Origin of the sequence: Streptomyces chengmaiensis, assembly GCF_029846775.1 — a bacterium.
GTDB classification, from domain to species: Bacteria; Actinomycetota; Actinomycetes; order Streptomycetales; family Streptomycetaceae; genus Streptomyces; species Streptomyces chengmaiensis.
In genome coordinates this window covers 1-15764 of sequence record NZ_JARWBG010000092.1, presented here as the reverse complement: position 1 = coordinate 15764, position 15764 = coordinate 1, and the positions used below count along the sequence as shown (strand labels likewise).

14 protein-coding genes are annotated in these 15764 nt (G+C 72.8%); 5 read left to right on the top strand and 9 right to left on the bottom strand.

What is annotated here, in order from left to right; translation table 11 throughout:
- The 4 genes from QCN29_RS35350 to QCN29_RS35335 all read right to left on the bottom strand — a co-directional run.
- Positions 1-833 (bottom strand): ATP-binding cassette domain-containing protein (locus tag QCN29_RS35350; RefSeq protein WP_279933314.1); only part of this gene is annotated, 833 nt, incomplete at its 3' end.
- Positions 834-1208: 375 nt separating this feature from the next.
- Positions 1209-2390: an ROK family transcriptional regulator gene (locus QCN29_RS35345; RefSeq protein WP_240135183.1), complete on the bottom strand. Its 1182-nt coding sequence runs from the start codon at positions 2388-2390 to the stop codon at positions 1209-1211.
- 184 nt (positions 2391-2574) lie between these two features.
- Entirely contained in the window at positions 2575-3093 is a 519-nt protein-coding gene (locus QCN29_RS35340; RefSeq protein ID WP_279933313.1) for an NUDIX domain-containing protein, read from the bottom strand.
- A gap of 24 nt (positions 3094-3117) precedes the next feature.
- A complete protein-coding gene (locus QCN29_RS35335) occupies positions 3118-4077 on the bottom strand; it encodes a beta-ketoacyl-ACP synthase III (protein WP_240135181.1) in 960 nt (319 codons plus the stop codon).
- Positions 4078-4349: 272 nt separating this feature from the next.
- Here QCN29_RS35335 and fdhD point away from each other — a divergent pair, with 272 nt between their 5' ends.
- The gene (fdhD, locus tag QCN29_RS35330) at positions 4350-5198 is read left to right on the top strand and encodes a formate dehydrogenase accessory sulfurtransferase FdhD (RefSeq protein WP_279933312.1); all 849 of its coding nucleotides are present in this window, start codon (positions 4350-4352) and stop codon (positions 5196-5198) included.
- Positions 5199-5205: 7 nt separating this feature from the next.
- Here fdhD and QCN29_RS35325 read toward each other — a convergent pair whose 3' ends face one another.
- Together QCN29_RS35325 and QCN29_RS35320 are read right to left on the bottom strand one after the other, a co-directional pair.
- The gene (locus QCN29_RS35325; RefSeq protein ID WP_279933316.1) at positions 5206-5598 is read right to left on the bottom strand and encodes a (2Fe-2S) ferredoxin domain-containing protein; all 393 of its coding nucleotides are present in this window, start codon (positions 5596-5598) and stop codon (positions 5206-5208) included.
- A 50-nt stretch (positions 5599-5648) separates the two neighbouring features.
- A complete protein-coding gene (locus QCN29_RS35320) occupies positions 5649-6704 on the bottom strand; it encodes a bile acid:sodium symporter family protein (RefSeq protein ID WP_279933311.1) in 1056 nt (351 codons plus the stop codon).
- Between the two features lie 132 nt (positions 6705-6836).
- On the opposite strand from QCN29_RS35320, the gene QCN29_RS35315 reads away from it, so the two are divergent.
- The 3 genes from QCN29_RS35315 (at position 6837) to QCN29_RS35305 (ending at position 10767) form a co-directional block, all read left to right on the top strand.
- Positions 6837-7751, top strand: coding sequence for a LysR substrate-binding domain-containing protein (locus tag QCN29_RS35315; protein ID WP_279933310.1), 915 nt, complete (start codon positions 6837-6839; stop codon positions 7749-7751).
- A 254-nt stretch (positions 7752-8005) separates the two neighbouring features.
- Positions 8006-9805 (top strand): AMP-dependent synthetase/ligase, encoded by a 1800-nt coding sequence (locus tag QCN29_RS35310; RefSeq protein ID WP_279933315.1) that lies wholly within the window; start codon positions 8006-8008, stop codon positions 9803-9805.
- A 128-nt stretch (positions 9806-9933) separates the two neighbouring features.
- On the top strand, positions 9934-10767 hold the full coding sequence (locus QCN29_RS35305) for an aldo/keto reductase (RefSeq protein ID WP_279933309.1): 834 nt from the start codon (positions 9934-9936) through the stop codon (positions 10765-10767).
- Positions 10768-10820: 53 nt separating this feature from the next.
- Here QCN29_RS35305 and QCN29_RS35300 read toward each other — a convergent pair whose 3' ends face one another.
- From QCN29_RS35300 to QCN29_RS35290, 3 genes are all read right to left on the bottom strand, one after another.
- Positions 10821-12770 (bottom strand): APC family permease, encoded by a 1950-nt coding sequence (locus tag QCN29_RS35300; RefSeq protein ID WP_279933308.1) that lies wholly within the window; start codon positions 12768-12770, stop codon positions 10821-10823.
- A 61-nt stretch (positions 12771-12831) separates the two neighbouring features.
- Positions 12832-13698, bottom strand: a complete 867-nt coding sequence (locus tag QCN29_RS35295) for a class I SAM-dependent methyltransferase (RefSeq protein ID WP_279933307.1) — start codon at positions 13696-13698, stop codon at positions 12832-12834.
- Positions 13699-13724: 26 nt separating this feature from the next.
- Entirely contained in the window at positions 13725-14711 is a 987-nt protein-coding gene (locus QCN29_RS35290; RefSeq protein WP_279933306.1) for an AraC family transcriptional regulator, read from the bottom strand.
- 81 nt (positions 14712-14792) lie between these two features.
- Here QCN29_RS35290 and QCN29_RS35285 point away from each other — a divergent pair, with 81 nt between their 5' ends.
- Entirely contained in the window at positions 14793-15638 is an 846-nt protein-coding gene (locus QCN29_RS35285; protein ID WP_279933305.1) for an NAD(P)H-binding protein, read from the top strand.
- Positions 15639-15764 lie beyond the last annotated feature (126 nt).

Genomic DNA, 15764 nt, shown 5'->3' with positions numbered 1-15764 from the left:
GAAGCGGCCGGCCCGTGGCCGCCGCGCCCGTGGCCGCCGCGCCCGTGGCCGCCGCGCCCGGGGCCGCCGCGCCCGGGGAAGAGGCGCTCGACGGTGCGGCCGGTCATCATGGCAACGATGTCGTGCGTGGGGGTCTGCTTCGCGGGCAGTCCGCGGGCGACGGCCCGTCCGTCCTTCAGCACGGTCACCCGGTCGCCGATGCGGCGGATCTCCTCAAGGCGGTGGGAGATATATACGACGGCGACGCCGCCCGCCGTCAGACCGGCGATGACCTGGGAGAGGTTGCCGACCTCGTCGGGGTCGAGGGCGGCGGACGGCTCGTCCATGACGATGAGGCGTACGTCGTGGGAGAGCGCCCGTGCCATGGAGACGATCTGCCGCTGGGCGGCGGAGAGCCGGGCGACGGGCCGGTCGGGTGCGATCTCGGGGTGCCCCAGCCGGGCCAGCAGCCGGGCGGCGGCGCTGTGGGCCCGGCCGCGCCGTACGAGGATGCGGGCGAGAGTCGGCTCATGGCCGAGGAAGACGTTCTCGGCGACCGTGAGGCTCTCCACCAGGTCGAGTTCCTGGTAGATGGTGGCGATGCCGAGGCGCATGGCGGCGCTGGGCGAGCTGAGCGCGACCCGCCGGCCGCGCCAGCGGATCTCGCCCCGGTCGGGCTGGTGGGCCCCGGAGAGCACTTTGATCAGCGTGGACTTGCCGGCGCCGTTCTGGCCGAGGAGGCAGTGGACCTCTCCCGTCCGGACGTCCAGGTCGACGCCGTCGAGGGCGCGGACGCCGGGGAACGACTTGACGATGCCGTCCATGGTGAGCAGGGGCGGTGGTTCTGGTGCCATGGCGAATCCCCTCGGCTGGTGCGGCCGGTGAGCGGGCGGAAGGGGCGGCGGGTGCGGTACCAGATGCGCTGTACGGGTGTGCTGACCGGCCCTGACCGCAGCCGGCCGGCTCGGCGCGGGCCCCGTCTGCCGGCCTGCGCGGTCTGGGCTGTCAGGGCTGTCAGGGCTGTCAGGGCGGTCCGGGGCGGTCCGGGGCGGTCCGGGGCGGTCCGGGGCGGTCGGGGGCGGGAGTTGGGCGGTCGGCCGGATGCCGGGCCGGGGGCGGTCAGCGGGTCGGTGACGGCAGGACGGGTGGGCGGAGGAACGGACGGGCCGGACGGGCAGTCCGGCCGGGCAGTACGGCGGGTCCGGCAGTGCACCGGACCGGATGGACGGTCACGCGGGGGAGAACAGATGGTCGCTGATGAGGCGGGCCGCCCCGATGACTCCGGCGGCGGGTCCCAACTCGCCGAGCACGATGGGGAGGTTGCCGGTGGCCAGCGGCAGCGACTGCCGGTAGACCTGGGTGCGCACACTGGCCAGCAGGCTGTGGCCGAGACCGGTGACTCCGCCGCCGATGACGACGAGACCGGGGTTGAAGAAGCTGACGAGCCCGGCGATCACCTGGCCGACGCGATTGCCCCCCTCGCGGACCAGTTCGAGGGAGGCGGGGTCGCCGGCGGCCGCCGCGGCGGCCACATCGAGGGCCGTGAGCCGCCCGGCCGTCTCCAGCCGCCCGGCCAGCTCCGGCGAGCGGCCCGAGCGGGCGGCCTCCTCCGCGTCGCGGGCGAGTGCCGCGCCGCTGAAATGGGCTTCCAGACAGCCGCTGTTGCCGCAGGGGCAGGGGCGGCCGTCGGGGGTGACCTGAATATGGCCGATGTCACCCGCGCTGCCGGTCGTGCCCCGGTAGACCTCGCCGCCGACGACGATCCCGCAGCCGATGCCTGTGCCGATCTTGATGCAGAGGAAGTCGGCCACGGTGCGGGCGACGCCCGCGTGCTGCTCCCCCATGGCCATCAGGTTCACATCGTTGTCGACCATGACGGGGCAGCCCAGGTCCTGGCTGAGGGCCTCGCGGACGGGGAAGCCGTCCCAGCCGGGCATGATCGGCGGGGCGACCGGCACGCCTTCCGGGTGGCGGACGGGGCCGGGGACGCCGATGCCCGCGCCGTCGAAACCCTCGGCGAGGCCCGACGCCTTGAGCTTGGCCGCCATCGACAGCACCTGGTCGAAGACGGCGACCGGCCCCTCGCGGACGTCCATGGGCTGGTTGAGATGCCCGAGCACCTCCAGTTCGGCGTTGGTGACCGCGACGTCGACGGAGGTCGCGCCGATGTCGACGCCGAGGAAGCGGAGGGCGGGGGCGAGCCGGATGTTGTGGGAGCGTCGTCCGCCGCGCGAGGCGGCCAGTCCGTCCGCCACCACGAGCCCGGTCTGGAGCAGCCGGTCCACCTCGACGGCGAGCTTGGAGCGCGAAAGGTCCACCCGGTCGCCGAGCTGGGCCCGGGAGTTGGGGCCCTCGTCGCGCAGCATCCGGAGCAGCCGCGCCTGGTGCGCGTTGGCGGGTCGGGCGGTCATACGTCTCACGTGCCCCTCCCCTCCCCTGGCCTACGGCGCGGGGACCCCGGTGACCGACTCCTGCGGACTTTCGAGGGGAACGTAGCAGCACTCTTCCGAGCGGGGAAGAACTTGCGCAGCGTTCTCCGTCAGCTTTTTCCACACTGAGGACAAAGCAGTGCCGTCGCAGGGAGCTCCAGCGGTTTCAGGGCGCTGGGGCCCGCCTGCCCCGCGGCTCCCCCCGGATGAGATCGTCGAGACGGTCGAGGAAGACCCGCTGACCGGTGACCAGCCGGGGCCGCGCCGCCTGCGGCGACAGCCACTCCACCCGGTCGAGTTCGGGAAACTCCGCGATACGGCCCGAACGCGGCGGCCACTCCATCGTGAAGCTCCCCGGCCGGACCAGCGCGGTGTCGAGGTCCGCTTCGAGCGCCCACAGGACGACGGTCTTGCCGCCCGGCTGACGGGCTTCCCCCAGCGGCAGCCACTCGCCGTCCGGTGGCTCGACCCCCAGTTCCTCGGCGAACTCCCGGCGCGCCGCGGCCCGCGGCTCCTCGCCCTCCGCGCACTCCCCCTTGGGCGCCGACCAGGCCCCGGCGTCCTTCGACTGCCAGAAGGGCCCGCCCATATGGCCGACGAGAACCTCATAGGCGCTGCCCGCGCCGTCCCGCCGGGCGCCGCCCCTGCGGAACAGCAGCAGTCCCGCACTTCGCTTGGCCGCCATGGGGCCAGTCTGCCCCGGCGCGCGTCAGGGGCAGCGGATGACCTGGCCCGCGTAGGAGAGATTGCCGCCGAAGCCGAAGAGCAGGGCCGGGGCGCCGCTTTCGACCTCGCCCCGCTCGATGAGCTTGGACAGCGCCATCGGGATGGAGGCGGCCGAGGTGTTGCCCGAGGCGACGACATCGCGGGCGACCACCGCGTTGACCGCTCCGATCCGCTGGGCGACGGGCTCGATGATCCGCAGATTCGCCTGGTGCAGCACCACCGCGGCGAGTTCCTCGGGGGCGACCCCGGCCCGTTCGCACACCCGGCGGGCGATCGGCGGAAGCTGTGTGGTCGCCCATCGGTAGACGGCCTGGCCCTCCTGGGCGAAGCGGGACGGGGTGCCCTCGATGCGCACGGCATGGCCCATCTCCGGCACGGAGCCCCACAGCACCGGGCCGATGCCCGCCTGCGCGCCGCCGTCCGCGCTTCGGTCCACGGCTTCGACCACGGCCGCCCCCGCGCCGTCTCCGACGAGGACGCATGTGGTGCGGTCGCTCCAGTCGGTGACGGCGGTCATCTTGTCGGCCCCGATGACCAGCGCCCGGCGGGCGGCCCCGGCGCGCAGGGAGTGGTCGGCGGTGGCCAGTGCGTGGGTGAAGCCCGCGCATACGACATTGAGGTCGAGCACGGCCGGAGACGTCATGCCCAGTCGCGCCGCGACACGGGCGGCGGTGTTCGGGGAGCGGTCGACGGCGGTGGAGGTGGCGACCAGCACCAGGTCGATCGCGTCGGGGGTCAGGCCCGCGGCGGCCAGGGCCTTGGCGGCCGCGTGCGCGGCGAGTTCGTCCACCGGCTCGTCGGGGCCGGCGACATGGCGGGTCTCGATGCCGACGCGGCTGCGGATCCACTCGTCGCTGGTGTCGACCAGGGCCGCCAGGTCCTCGTTGGCGAGCACCTTGGCCGGCTGGTAGTGCCCGAGCGCCACGACGCGTGAGCCGGTCATCGATGGTTCCCCCTCCGGAGCCGATGCAGCGGTTTGCAGGAACATCCAGTGTTGGCGGCTACCGATCGGTACGACGGCATGCGATCCCACAGCGTCACGGCCCGGACTTTGGAGCTTCCGCACGTGCGTTTCCGGCCTCAGGCCCCCAATGGCCGAACGGGACGCGGCCGCCGGCCTCCACGGCCGAACAGGGACGCTCCCTCCATACAGGAGAATGAACGGCACACACGACCGCCAGCACAGCCGCAGCAGCCGGGACGGAGTTCACACACATGGGACGGGTCACCGAGCGCCGACGCACGCTCCGCATCCGGGACGGCGCCGTCACCGCCCGCCCCGACACTCTGGCAGCCGAGGAGCCCCTGGAGATCCGGCTGAACGGCAGGCCGCTGGCCGTCACCATGCGCACCCCGGGCGACGACTTCGCTCTCGCGGCCGGCTTCCTGGTCAGTGAGGGCGTGATCGGCTCGGCGGACGAGGTCCGCTCGATCGTGTACTGCGCCGGGGCCGTCGACGAGGGGGTGAACACCTACAACGTGGTGGATGTGCAGCTCGCCCCCGGCGTGCCCGTGCCGGAGACGGGGCTCGAGCGGAACGTGTACACGTCGTCCTCGTGCGGGCTGTGCGGGAAGGCCAGCATGGACGCGGTGCGCACCGTCGCCCGTTTCCCCGTCGCCGACGTCCCGCCGCTGCGGATCTCGCCGACGCTGCTCGCCGAGCTGCCCGGCAGGCTGCGGGCGGCGCAGCGGGTGTTCGACCGGACCGGGGGGCTGCACGCGGCCGCGCTCTTCTCGGAGACGGGTGAACTGCTGGACGTGCGGGAGGACGTGGGCCGGCACAACGCGGTGGACAAGCTGGTCGGGCGTGCTCTCCGGGACGGCCGGCTGCCGCTGTCCCGGGCGATTCTGCTGGTGTCCGGGCGAGCCTCGTTCGAGCTTGCGCAGAAGGCGGTGATGGCGGGAGTTCCACTGCTCGCGGCGGTGTCCGCGCCGTCCTCGCTCGCCGTGGACCTGGCGGCGGAGAGCGGTCTGACGCTGGTCGGCTTTCTCCGCGGGTCGCAGATGAACGTGTACGCGGGCGAGGAGCGGATCGCCCTGGGCTCCTCGGCGCGCGAAGGCTGACCGGGGCTTACACGCGCGGTCGGCGGCTCGGCGGGAGGGGTGCGGGGACCCGCTGGAGCTCCAGTGCCGGCGAGGGTTCGGCGACGCCGGGGCCGCCCGCCGCCGCCCAGGCGAGGATGTCGTCCGTCGCGTCGTCGTCCAGCACCCAGCCGAACCAGGCGGCCCGCGCACCGCGGCGGCGGCCCTCGGCGGACGGCTGGACCACGACGACGTTCGCCTGTCCGCAGGGGCCGAGGCACTCACTGGTGCGCACCGCCATCCGCCCGCCTGAGGCGTCCGCGGCGTCCCTCAGCCGGGCCAGCTGGCCTTCGTGGTCGACTCCCGGGTGCTTGCGCGGACTGCCGCAGCAGCAGCCCCGGCAGACGACGAGGGTGCAGGGACGCTCGGCGAAGGGCCGTATCGGGTGCGGGGCCGGAGCAGGGGCCGGGGTCGGATGCGTCGGATGCGTTGTCACTCGACGATCTTGCCAGTCGCACCGCGCCGCGGGAACGGCGCACCGGGGGGCGCGGGGTCCTGCTCCGTGAAGGACCTGGCGCGACGGGTGGCGATGACGGCGCAGACCATCAGCTGCATCTGGTGGAAGAGCATCAGGGGCAGCACCGCCAGGCTCGCCTGCGCCCCGAAGAGCACGCTCGCCATCGGCAGGCCCGCCGCCAGGCTCTTCTTCGACCCCGCGAACTGGATCGCGATCCGGTCCTCGCGGGGGAAGCCGAGCCGCCCCGCGCCGTACCAGGTCAGCGCGAGCATCACGGCGAGGAGCAGCGCCTCCACGCCGAGCAGCGCGCCCAGTCGGGGCCAGGTGACCTGGTTCCAGACCCCCGAGACCATGCCTTCGCTGAAGGCCGTGTAGACGACGAGGAGTATCGCGCCCCGGTCGACGTATCCGAGCGCCTTCCGGTGCCGTGCGAGCCGGCCGCCGATCTGCCGCCGGAGCAGCTGCCCCGCCAGGAACGGCACGAGGAGCTGGAGCACGATCCCCAGGACCGAGCTGGCGGAGAACCCGCCTGCGGCGCCGCCGATCAGCGCGGCGGCGAGCAGCGGGGTGAGGAGGATGCCGACCAGGCTGGAGAAGGAGCCGGCGCAGATCGCCGCCGGGACGTTGCCGCGGGCGATCGAGGTGAAGGCGATGGAGGACTGGATGGTGGACGGCACCAGGCACAGGAAGAGGAACCCGCTGTAGAGGTCCGGGGTGAGGACGTGGGGCTGAAGCCCGCGGGCCGCGAGGCCGAGCAGCGGGAAGACCAGGAAGGTGGCGGCGAGGACGGTGACATGGAGCCTCCAGTGCCGCAGCCCGTCCAGCGCCTCGCGGGTGGACAGCCGCGCTCCGTAGAGGAAGAACAGCAGTGCGATCGCGCCGGTCGAGGCGTCGCCGACGGCGTCGGCGGCCGCGCCCGAGGCGGGCAGCAGCGCCGCCAGGCCCACCGTGCCGAGCAGCGCCAACAGATAGGGGTCGAGCGGCAGCCAGGACGGCGGCCGGCGCAGACGCGGGGCGGGGCGGCGGCTCATCGTGCTCGCTTGCTCTCGGGTCCGGCGGTTCCGGACGTGCGTTCCCATGATCCGCCACGGGAGGGAGATCGGGAATCCCGTATGCCGTGCTCACTGTCATCATGATGTGCGATGAAGGCTTACGCTCGAGGTGTGTACGACCCCGTTCAGCTGCGCACCTTTCTCGCCGTCGCCCAGACCCTGAGCTTCACACAGGCCGCGGGCCGTCTCGGGGTGCGCCAGTCAACGGTGAGCCAGCATGTGCGCCGACTGGAGGAAGCGGCGGGCCGCCGGCTCTTCACACGGGACACCCACAGCGTGGAGCTGACGGAGGACGGGGAGGCGATGCTCGGCTTCGCCCGTACGATCCTGGCCGCGCATGAGCGGGCCTCCGCGTACTTCACCGGGACGCGTCTGCGCGGCAGGCTCCGGTTCGGAGCGTCGGAGGACTTCGTGCTGACGCGGCTGCCGGAGATCCTGGAGTCCTTCCGGCGGGATCATCCCGAGGTGGACCTGGAGCTGACCGTCGAGCTGTCCGGGACGCTGCACGAGCGGCTGGCGGCGGGCCGCCTCGATCTGGTGCTCGCCAAGGGCGGTGCGCAGCGGGAAGGCGGCGGCGCGGGTCGGCTGGTCTGGCGCGACCGCATGGTCTGGATCGCCGCGGACGGCTTGCGCGTCGAGCAGGACCGCCCGGTGCCGCTGATCCTCTTCCCGCCGCCGGCGGTCACCCGCGCCCGCGCCCTTCAGGTGCTGGAGCGCCATGGCCGCACCTGGCGGATCGCCTGTACGAGCGGCAGCCTCAGCGGGCTGGTCGCCGCCGCCCGCGCGCGGCTGGGCGTGATGGCGCACACCCGGGGGCTGATTCCGCCGGGCCTGGTCGAGGTTCCCGAGCGGGCCGGCCTTCCGGAGCTGGGCGCGGTGGACTTCGCCCTGCAGCACGGCCGCCGCCACGGCCCCGCGGCGCAGTCGCGGGAGGCGGCGGACGCGCTCGCCACGGCGATTCTGGCGAGCGGCGACCGGCTGCACCGCGGGGCGGCCGGGTCCGCGCAGGGGGACGCCCGCCCGTAGAGCGCGGGTGTTCAGGCGGTACAGATTCGGTGGAGATCGGCCCGAGGCGAACTGACTCCTCGGTAAGAACGTCCATGAGGACGTCCGTGAAGACGTCCACTCTGCGGTCGACCATCAGCCGCTGACCTGTACCGACGCCATTCGTCCACACTTCGCCCGGGCTCTCCCCCGTCTCCGTCGACTGGGGTACGGTCGCGGCGCTGTGCGGGGAGCGCCACGAGGAGCAGCCATTGCGCGAGTTCACTGTCCCACCCCTGGCCGCGGCTCCCTGGGTCGGGGGACTGGCGGATGCGGTGTTTGACCACGCCCTCGACGATCCCGGGCATGTCGCTCTCGGGCGCAAGGGCGCGGACGGCCGCTGGCACGAGATGACCTCCGCCGAGTTCCGCGACGAGGTCCTGGCGCTGGCCAAGGGGCTGCTGGCGCAGGGGGTGCGGTTCGGCGACCGGGTGGCCCTGATGTGCCGTACGCGCTACGAGTGGACGCTCTTCGACTTCGCGCTGTGGACGGTGGGCGCGCAGCCGGTGCCGGTGTACCCGACCTCCTCCGCCGAGCAGGTCTACTGGATCCTGCATGACGCCGGGGTGACGGCGTGCGTGGTGGAGCACGAGGACCATGCGATGACTGTCGGCTCCGTGGTGGACCGGCTGCCGCGGCTGCAGCGGCTGTGGCAGGTGGACGCGGGGGCGGTGGCCGAGTTGTCCGCGGCGGGCGCGCACATCGACGACGAGGTGGTGCACCGGCACCGGCGCGCGGTGACACCCGATTCGATCGCCACGGTCATCTACACCTCGGGGACCACGGGCAGGCCCAAGGGCTGTGTGCTCACCCATGCGAACTTCATGTTCGAGACGGACACCCTGATCCGCCGCTGGGAGCCGGTGTTCCACACCAGACCGGGCGAAGCGCCGGCGACGCTGCTGTTTCTGCCGCTGGCGCATGTCTTCGGTCGGATGGTGGGGGTGGCGGCGATCCTCGGCCGGGTCAAGCTGGGTCATCAGCCGGTGCTCCAGGCGGCCGCGCTGCTGCCCGATCTGGCCGCGTTCCGGCCGACGTTCATCCTGGCCGTGCCGTACGTCTTCGAGAGGGTCTTCCACGCCGCCCGGCGTGCTGCCGAGGCCGAGGGGAAGGCGGGCGCGTTCGACAAGGCGGTCGATGTGGCGGTGAAGTACGCGGAGGCGCTGGAGGCGCGGGCGTTCGGGCTGGGACCCGGCCCCTCGGCCGCGCTGCGGGTGCAGCACCAGTTCTTCGAGAAGCTGGTCTACGGCCGGGTGCGCGAGGCTATGGGCGGCCGGGTGCGCCACGCGATGTCCGGCGGATCCGGGTTGAGCCGCCGGCTGGGGCTGTTCTTCGAGGGCGCGGGCGTGACGGTCTTCGAGGGGTACGGGCTGACGGAGTCGACCGCGGCGGCGACGGCGAACCCGCCGGAGCGGACCCGCTACGGCACGGTGGGGCTGCCGGTCCCGGGCACGACGGTGCACATCGCGGAGGACGGCGAGGTGTGGCTGCGGGGCCCGCAGATCTTCTCCGGGTATCTCAACGACTCCAAGGCCACCGATGCGGTGCTGCGGGACGGCTGGCTGGCCACCGGCGATCTCGGAAAGCTCGACGAGGACGGCTATCTGACCATCACCGGGCGGAAGAAGGAGATCCTGGTGACGTCGGGCGGCAAGAGCGTCTCGCCCGCGGGCCTGGAGGCGCGGGTCCGTTCCCATCCGCTGGTGGCCCAGTGCATCGTCGTCGGCAACGACCGGCCGTTCGTCGCCGCGCTGGTGACGCTCGACCAGGACGCCGTCGAGCACTGGCTGGCCATGCAGCACAGGGCGCCGCTGCCGCCCCCCGCGATGGTGCGCGACCCCGATCTGGAGAACGAGATCCGGCGCGCGGTGGTGACGGCCAACACCCTGGTGTCACAGGCCGAGTCGATCCGCACTTTCCGCATACTGGCCCATCCGTTCACCGAGGAGCACGGGCTGCTGACTCCCTCGCTGAAACTCAAGCGGAAGGCGATCGAGGCGGCGTACGCGGCCGAGGTGGACGCCCTCTACGGGTAGGGCCGGCCCGGACGCGGTGCGGGAGCGCACAGGGCCGCGACGAAAGATCGCTTCGTACGGGAATGCGCCCCCGTATGCCATCGTTGAGCAGCCATGTGACAACCGACGACGTTAGGACTCGACCGCTCGTGAGCAAGGTCCCCTCTCTCAGGCTCAACCACGGCGGTGCGATGCCGCAGCTCGGCTACGGCGTCTGGCAGGTGCCGGACGACGAGGCGGCGCAGGCGGTGGGCACGGCGCTGCGGGCCGGCTACCGCAGCATCGACACCGCCGCGATCTACGGGAACGAGAAGGGCGCCGGCCGTGCCGTCGCCGACTCCGGGCTGCCCCGCGAGGACCTCTTCATCACCACCAAGGTCTGGAACGACGCTCAGGGCTACGACACCACGCTGAGGGCCTTCGACGCCTCGCTGGAGAGGCTGGGCCTCGACCATGTCGACCTCTACCTGATCCACTGGCCTCTCCCGTCCAGAGATCTGTACGTGGACACCTACCGGGCGCTGGAGAAGATCCACGCCGACGGGCGGGCCAGGGCCATCGGCGTCTCCAACTTCCTTCCGGAGCACCTGGAGCGGCTGATCGGCGAGACCTCCGTCGTCCCCGCGGTGAACCAGGTCGAGTTGCATCCGCAGCTCCAGCAGTCCGGGCTGCGCGCTTTCCACGCCGAACACGGCATCAGGACCGAGGCCTGGTCCCCGCTTGGGCAGGGCAGGGGTCTGCTGGAGGTCCCGGCCATCGTCGCCGTGGCGCAGAAGCACGGCAGGACGCCGGCTCAGGTCGTGCTGCGCTGGCACCTCCAGCTCGGGAACGTGGTGATCCCGAAGTCCGTGACGCCGTCCCGGATCGCGGAGAACATCGATCTGTTCGGCTTCGAGCTGGACGCCGACGACATGGCGGTGTTCGCCGCGCTGGACGAGGGCAGGAGGCTCGGTCCGGACCCGGCGGCGTTTGACCTGGCATAAGCCGGCAGGACGGGCCGTATGAGCCCGTGCAGGCCGTATGGGCGGCACCCGGTTCAGCGGGAGACTCCCCCGCCGGGGCCGGCCTCGGCCCCGGACGGCGCCGGGAGCCGGTAGGGGACGTCGATCACGACGACGGACGGGTGGAAGAGCAGCCGCGCCTTCAGCCGAAGCGCACTCTGGTTGTGCAGCGGCTGCTCCCACCAGTGCCGGACGACGTACTCCGGGATGACGACGGAGACCAGGGCGTCCGGATCCGACTCGACGGCCTCCCTGATGTGCCGCAGCACCGGTGCGATCAGCTCCCGGTACGGGGAGTGCAGGACGGTCAGCGCCACCTCGGGCGCGTGTTCGGTCCACTGCTCCTGCAGCCGCCTCAGCTCGTCCGGGTCCGAGCCGACCGTGACCGCCTCGATCGTCGACGGCCGCATCGCCATGCCCACTTCCAGGGCCCGCAGCGTCGGGGCGTGCAGATCGGCGACGAGCACCATCATGCGGTGCCGGGCCGGGGGGCGCAGCCGCCGGTCCTCCGGCACCGCCACCCCTGCGGCAACCTGCACATAGTGGCGTCGCACTGCCTTCATCCCGGCGAACAGCAGCAGCATGGCGACGACCGCGAGCCACGCCCCGTGCGTGAACTTGGTGACCACCACGATCACCAGCACCAGCGCGGTGAGGGAGGCGCCGACCGCGTTGACGGCCATCGACCGCCGCATCCGCGCCCGCCGGGCGGCCGGTACGCGCTCCCGCAGCGCCGCGCGCCAGTGCCGCACCATCCCGGCCTGCGAGAGCGTGAAGGAGACGAACACGCCGACGATGTACAGCTGGATCAGCCGGGTGAGCGAGGCGTCGAAGAATACGATCAGACCGATGGCGGCAAGGGCCAGTACGACAACGCCGTTGGAGTAGACGAGCCGGTCGCCGCGGTTGCGGAGCTGGCGCGGGAGATAGCGGTCGCGGGCCAGGAACGAGGCGAGCATCGGGAAGCCGTTGAACGCCGTGTTGGCGGCGAGGACCAGCACTCCCACGGTGAACGCCTGCAGCAGATAGAACAGCAGATGCGCATCCCCGAAGGTGGCGCGGCCGATCTGGGCCAGGGCGGTGGACATGGCAGCGTCGGGGGCCAGGCCCAATTCGGCGGGATCGGCGGCCACATGGACGTCGTACGCCATGGCGAGGGCGGTGATCCCGCCGAACATGGTCACCGAGAGCAGCCCCATGACCGCGAGGGTGTTGGCCGCGTTGCGGCTCTTGGGCTTGCGGAAGGCGGGGACGCCGTTGCTGATGACCTCGACGCCCGTCAGCGCCGTACAGCCGGAGGCGAAGGCCCGCATGACCAGCAGCACAAGGGCGATCCCGGTGTAGTCGCCCTCCGCTCGGATGGGCAGATCCGCGGACTCCGCGCGGATCACAGCCCCGGTGGCCAGACGGAAGACCGCCACCGCGAACATCAGATAGATCGCGGCGATGAAGCCGTAGGTGGGAACGGCGAAGACGCGCCCCGACTCCCGGACACCGCGCAGATTCATCAGGGTCAGCAGAACCACGAAGCCGACGGACAGCGCCACCTTGTGGCCGGCGAGCGCCGGGACGGCGGAGGTGACGGCGGCGACGCCGGAGACCACGGAGACGGCGACCGTGAGCACATAGTCGATCAGCAGTGCGCTTGCGGCGGTCAGCGCCGCGTTGGGGCCCAGGTTCTCCCTGCTGACGGCATATGCCCCGCCGCCGCCCGGATAGGCGCGGCAGGTCTGCCGGTAGGAGGCGACCACCACGATCAGCAGAAGGACGATGGCCGCCGCCGCGTACCAGGCCAGATTGAGCAGTGCGACCCCGCCGAGGGCGAGGATCAGCAGGATCTCCTCCGTCGCGTACGCCACGGACGAGAGCGGGTCGCTGCAGAAGATCGGCAGTGCGAGCCGCTTGGGGAGGAGGGTCTCCCCCAGGCGCGCGCTGTCGAGCGGGCGTCCGACGAGGAGCCGCTTGAGATGGATCGAGGACGGCATACGCCACAACGTATGTGGAATTCACCCCTTTTATCGGTAGCCGTCCGCACCGGGGTCCGGCTCACCCCCGGCGGGCGGTGTGCACCGTGTGGGCGGCGAGCAGATACACGTCGGGCCGCCGGGCGAGTCCCTGCGGGTCCTCGGGGTCCAGCAGCCGGTCGAGCACGGCGGTGTCGTCGTCGGCCAGCCGCCCCTCCAGTGCGTCGCGGGTCCGGGTGAAGACGGTGTGCAGATGCTCGCGCACGGCAGGGGTCACGGGGGCGGGGATGTCGAGCAGGAAGGAGCGGGCCCCGCCGGGGGTGAGACCGGCAGCGGCCAGCAGCGCCCGCCAGTCCTCGGTCTCCCGTGCGGCCCCGGGCAGTTCGGCGCGCATCTCGGTGAACCACTCGGCCCGAGCCGCCTCCACTCTGCTCTCCAGGCCGGGCCGGCCGAGGCCGATGTCCCTGGGCAGATGGCGCTCCGTGAGCCCGCCCTCGACGAGTGCGACCAGACCGCCGGGGCGCAGCAGCCGGGCGAAGCCCGCCAGGGCGGCGCGCTGGTCCCCGATGTGGTGGAGCGCGTTGCCGGCCCAGATCAGGTCGGCCTCGCCCAGTGTGGCGACGTCGCCCGGGAGTTCGGCGCACACGGTCTGCACACGGTCGGCGAGTCCGAGGCGCTCGGCCCGTGCGCGGGCGCGTTCGAGGAGCGGCGGCGCGGCGTCGACGGCGACGACGTCCGCATACGGGAACGTCTGGGCGAGCAGCGTGGTCAGCACGCCCGGGCCGCTGCCGACGTCCAGGATGCGGCGCACCGTGGCGGGCGGCGTGAGTTCGCCGAGCCAGGCCGCGGCCTGCCGGTAGAGGGGGATGCCCAGTTCGGCGCCGCGCTCGAGCATCGGGGCCATCTCGGCCCAGTCGATCCGGGTGGTGTCGTGGTGGTTACGGGTCATGGGCTCAGGGTTGCGCGGAGCCGGGGTCAGCGCGACCGTTGTTGCGGTTCCGGCAAACCCTGGCCGGATGCGACCGGTCGGCGGCTTCCGGTCCGGTGCTCCTGCGGGCTGATGCCGCGTACCCGCTTGAAGGCCGCGCTGAGGGCGAACGCGCCGCTGTAGCCCACCTTCCTGGCCACGGCGTCCACGGTGGCGTCGGTCTCGCGGAGCAGGTCGGCGGCGATCGCGAGCCGCCAGCCGGTGAGGTACGCCATCGGGGGCTCGCCGACCAGTTCGGTGAACCTGCGGGCCAGCCCGGCGCGGGACACGCCGCTTGCGGCCGCGAGCGAGGCCACGGTCCACGGGTGGGCCGGATCGTCCTGGAGGAGCCGCAGGGCGCGGCCCACGACCGGGTCGCCCAGCGCCCGGTACCAGGCCGGGGCCCGGGCGTCGGGCCGGGAGAACCAGGCGCGCAGGGCGGCGATCAGCAGCAGGTCCAGGATGCGGTCGAGTACCACGCTCTGGCCGGGCTCGTCGCGGCTGATCGCCTCGTCGAGGACCGGCAGCAGCGGGCACGACCAGGAGTCGCCCGGCAGCCACAGCAGTTCCGGCAGCGCGTCCAGCAGGCGTCCGCCCACTTCCCCGGGCATCTGGTAGGCGCCGATCAGCATGCTCGCAGGGCCGTCGGGGGCGTTGCCCCAGGTGCGCACTCCCAGGTCCATGGACGTGGCGAGCGGTTCCCCCCGGAGCGTATGGCAGCTTCCGCCGGGCCCGATGACCGCCCGCGGCGGGGTGTCCGGTGCGTCGGCGACGGTGTACGGGGCCGGTCCGCGGGCGATGGCCAGATCGCCGGGGCGCAGCAGGACGGGGGAGCCTGTGTCGGGGACCACCCAGGCCTCGCCGCGGTCCACGCACATCAGACAGAGCGGCGCGTGGTCCTCGACCCGCACGGACCAGGGCGGGGCCATGACCATGCGCAGCAGAAACGCGCCCCGGGCCCGGGGACCGTCGAGCAGTCCGGCGAGTGCGTCCATGACCGCCATCGTAGACGTACGCGTATGGAACCGAGCCTGTGGAGCATGGAGAGTCCAGGCGCGCCGACGGAACCTGGGGGCATGACAGAGAATCTGACACAGATGCAGAACACCACGGCGCTGGTGACCGCGGCGACGGGGAAGACCGGCCGCCGGGTGACGGACCGGCTCAGGGCGCTCGGGCTCACGGTGCGGGCCGGATCGCGCCGCGGTGAGGTCCGCTTCGACTGGGAGGACGACTCCACATGGGCGGCGGCGCTGCGGGGCGCGGACGCCGCCTATGTCGCCTACTACCCGGATCTCGCCGCCCCCGGCGCGGACGGGGCGATGCGGACCTTCGGACGGCTGGCGGAGCGGGCCGGGGTGGACCGGCTGGTGCTGCTCTCGGGCCGGGGCGAGCCGGAGGCGGCCGCGGCGGAGTCCGCGCTGCGGGAGTCGGGGGTGCCGCTGACCGTGGTGCGGGGCAGCTTCTTCGCGCAGAACTTCAGCGAGGGGCTGATGTACGAGGGGGTGCGAGCGGGCGAGTTCGCCTTCCCGGCCGGGGAGGCGGCCGAGCCGTTCGTGGACGCCGACGATCTGGCGGATGTGGTGGTCGCGGCGCTCACCGGGGATGCGTTCGCGGGCGAGACCCTGGAGCTGACGGGGCCTCGGCTGGTCGGCTTCGCCGAGGCCGCGGAGGAGTTGGCCCGCGCGACGGGCCGCACGGTGCGGTATCGGCCGGTGTCCGGTGAGGAGTACGCGGCCGTGCTCGGGGGGTACGGCTTCCCGGAGGCGGAGGCCCGTTGGGTCGCGGACCTGTTCACCTCGCTCCTGGACGGGCACAACGCGTCCCTGACGAACGATGTGAAGCGGGTGCTGGGCCGTGAGCCGAAGGACTTCACGGCGTTCGCGGAGGATGCGGCACGCGCGGGCGCCTGGAGCGTGTGAACCCTGTGCAGCGGGGGTCGCGCCCTGTTCCCTGCGGGGGCGGGTGGGGCGCGGCCGCCGCGGGGGCGCGTCTCAGGCCCGGCTTCCGCGCCCCCGGGGCCGGCGCGGCCCGGCGGCGGGGCCGCT

What these genes read in the sequence shown, in the direction of transcription:
- QCN29_RS35345 (WP_240135183.1), bottom strand. Translation starts at nt 2,390, where the DNA reads ATGACCGCCCGACCCGCCAACGCGCACCAGGCGCGGCTGCTCCGGATG.
- QCN29_RS35340 (WP_279933313.1), bottom strand. Translation starts at nt 3,093, where the DNA reads ATGGCGGCCAAGCGAAGTGCGGGACTGCTGCTGTTCCGCAGGGGCGGC.
- QCN29_RS35335 (WP_240135181.1), bottom strand. Translation starts at nt 4,077, where the DNA reads ATGACCGGCTCACGCGTCGTGGCGCTCGGGCACTACCAGCCGGCCAAG.
- fdhD (WP_279933312.1), top strand. Translation starts at nt 4,350, where the DNA reads ATGGGACGGGTCACCGAGCGCCGACGCACGCTCCGCATCCGGGACGGC.
- QCN29_RS35320 (WP_279933311.1), bottom strand. Translation starts at nt 6,704, where the DNA reads ATGAGCCGCCGCCCCGCCCCGCGTCTGCGCCGGCCGCCGTCCTGGCTG.
- QCN29_RS35300 (WP_279933308.1), bottom strand. Translation starts at nt 12,770, where the DNA reads ATGCCGTCCTCGATCCATCTCAAGCGGCTCCTCGTCGGACGCCCGCTC.
- QCN29_RS35295 (WP_279933307.1), bottom strand. Translation starts at nt 13,698, where the DNA reads ATGACCCGTAACCACCACGACACCACCCGGATCGACTGGGCCGAGATG.
- QCN29_RS35290 (WP_279933306.1), bottom strand. Translation starts at nt 14,711, where the DNA reads ATGGACGCACTCGCCGGACTGCTCGACGGTCCCCGGGCCCGGGGCGCG.
- QCN29_RS35285 (WP_279933305.1), top strand. Translation starts at nt 14,793, where the DNA reads ATGACAGAGAATCTGACACAGATGCAGAACACCACGGCGCTGGTGACC.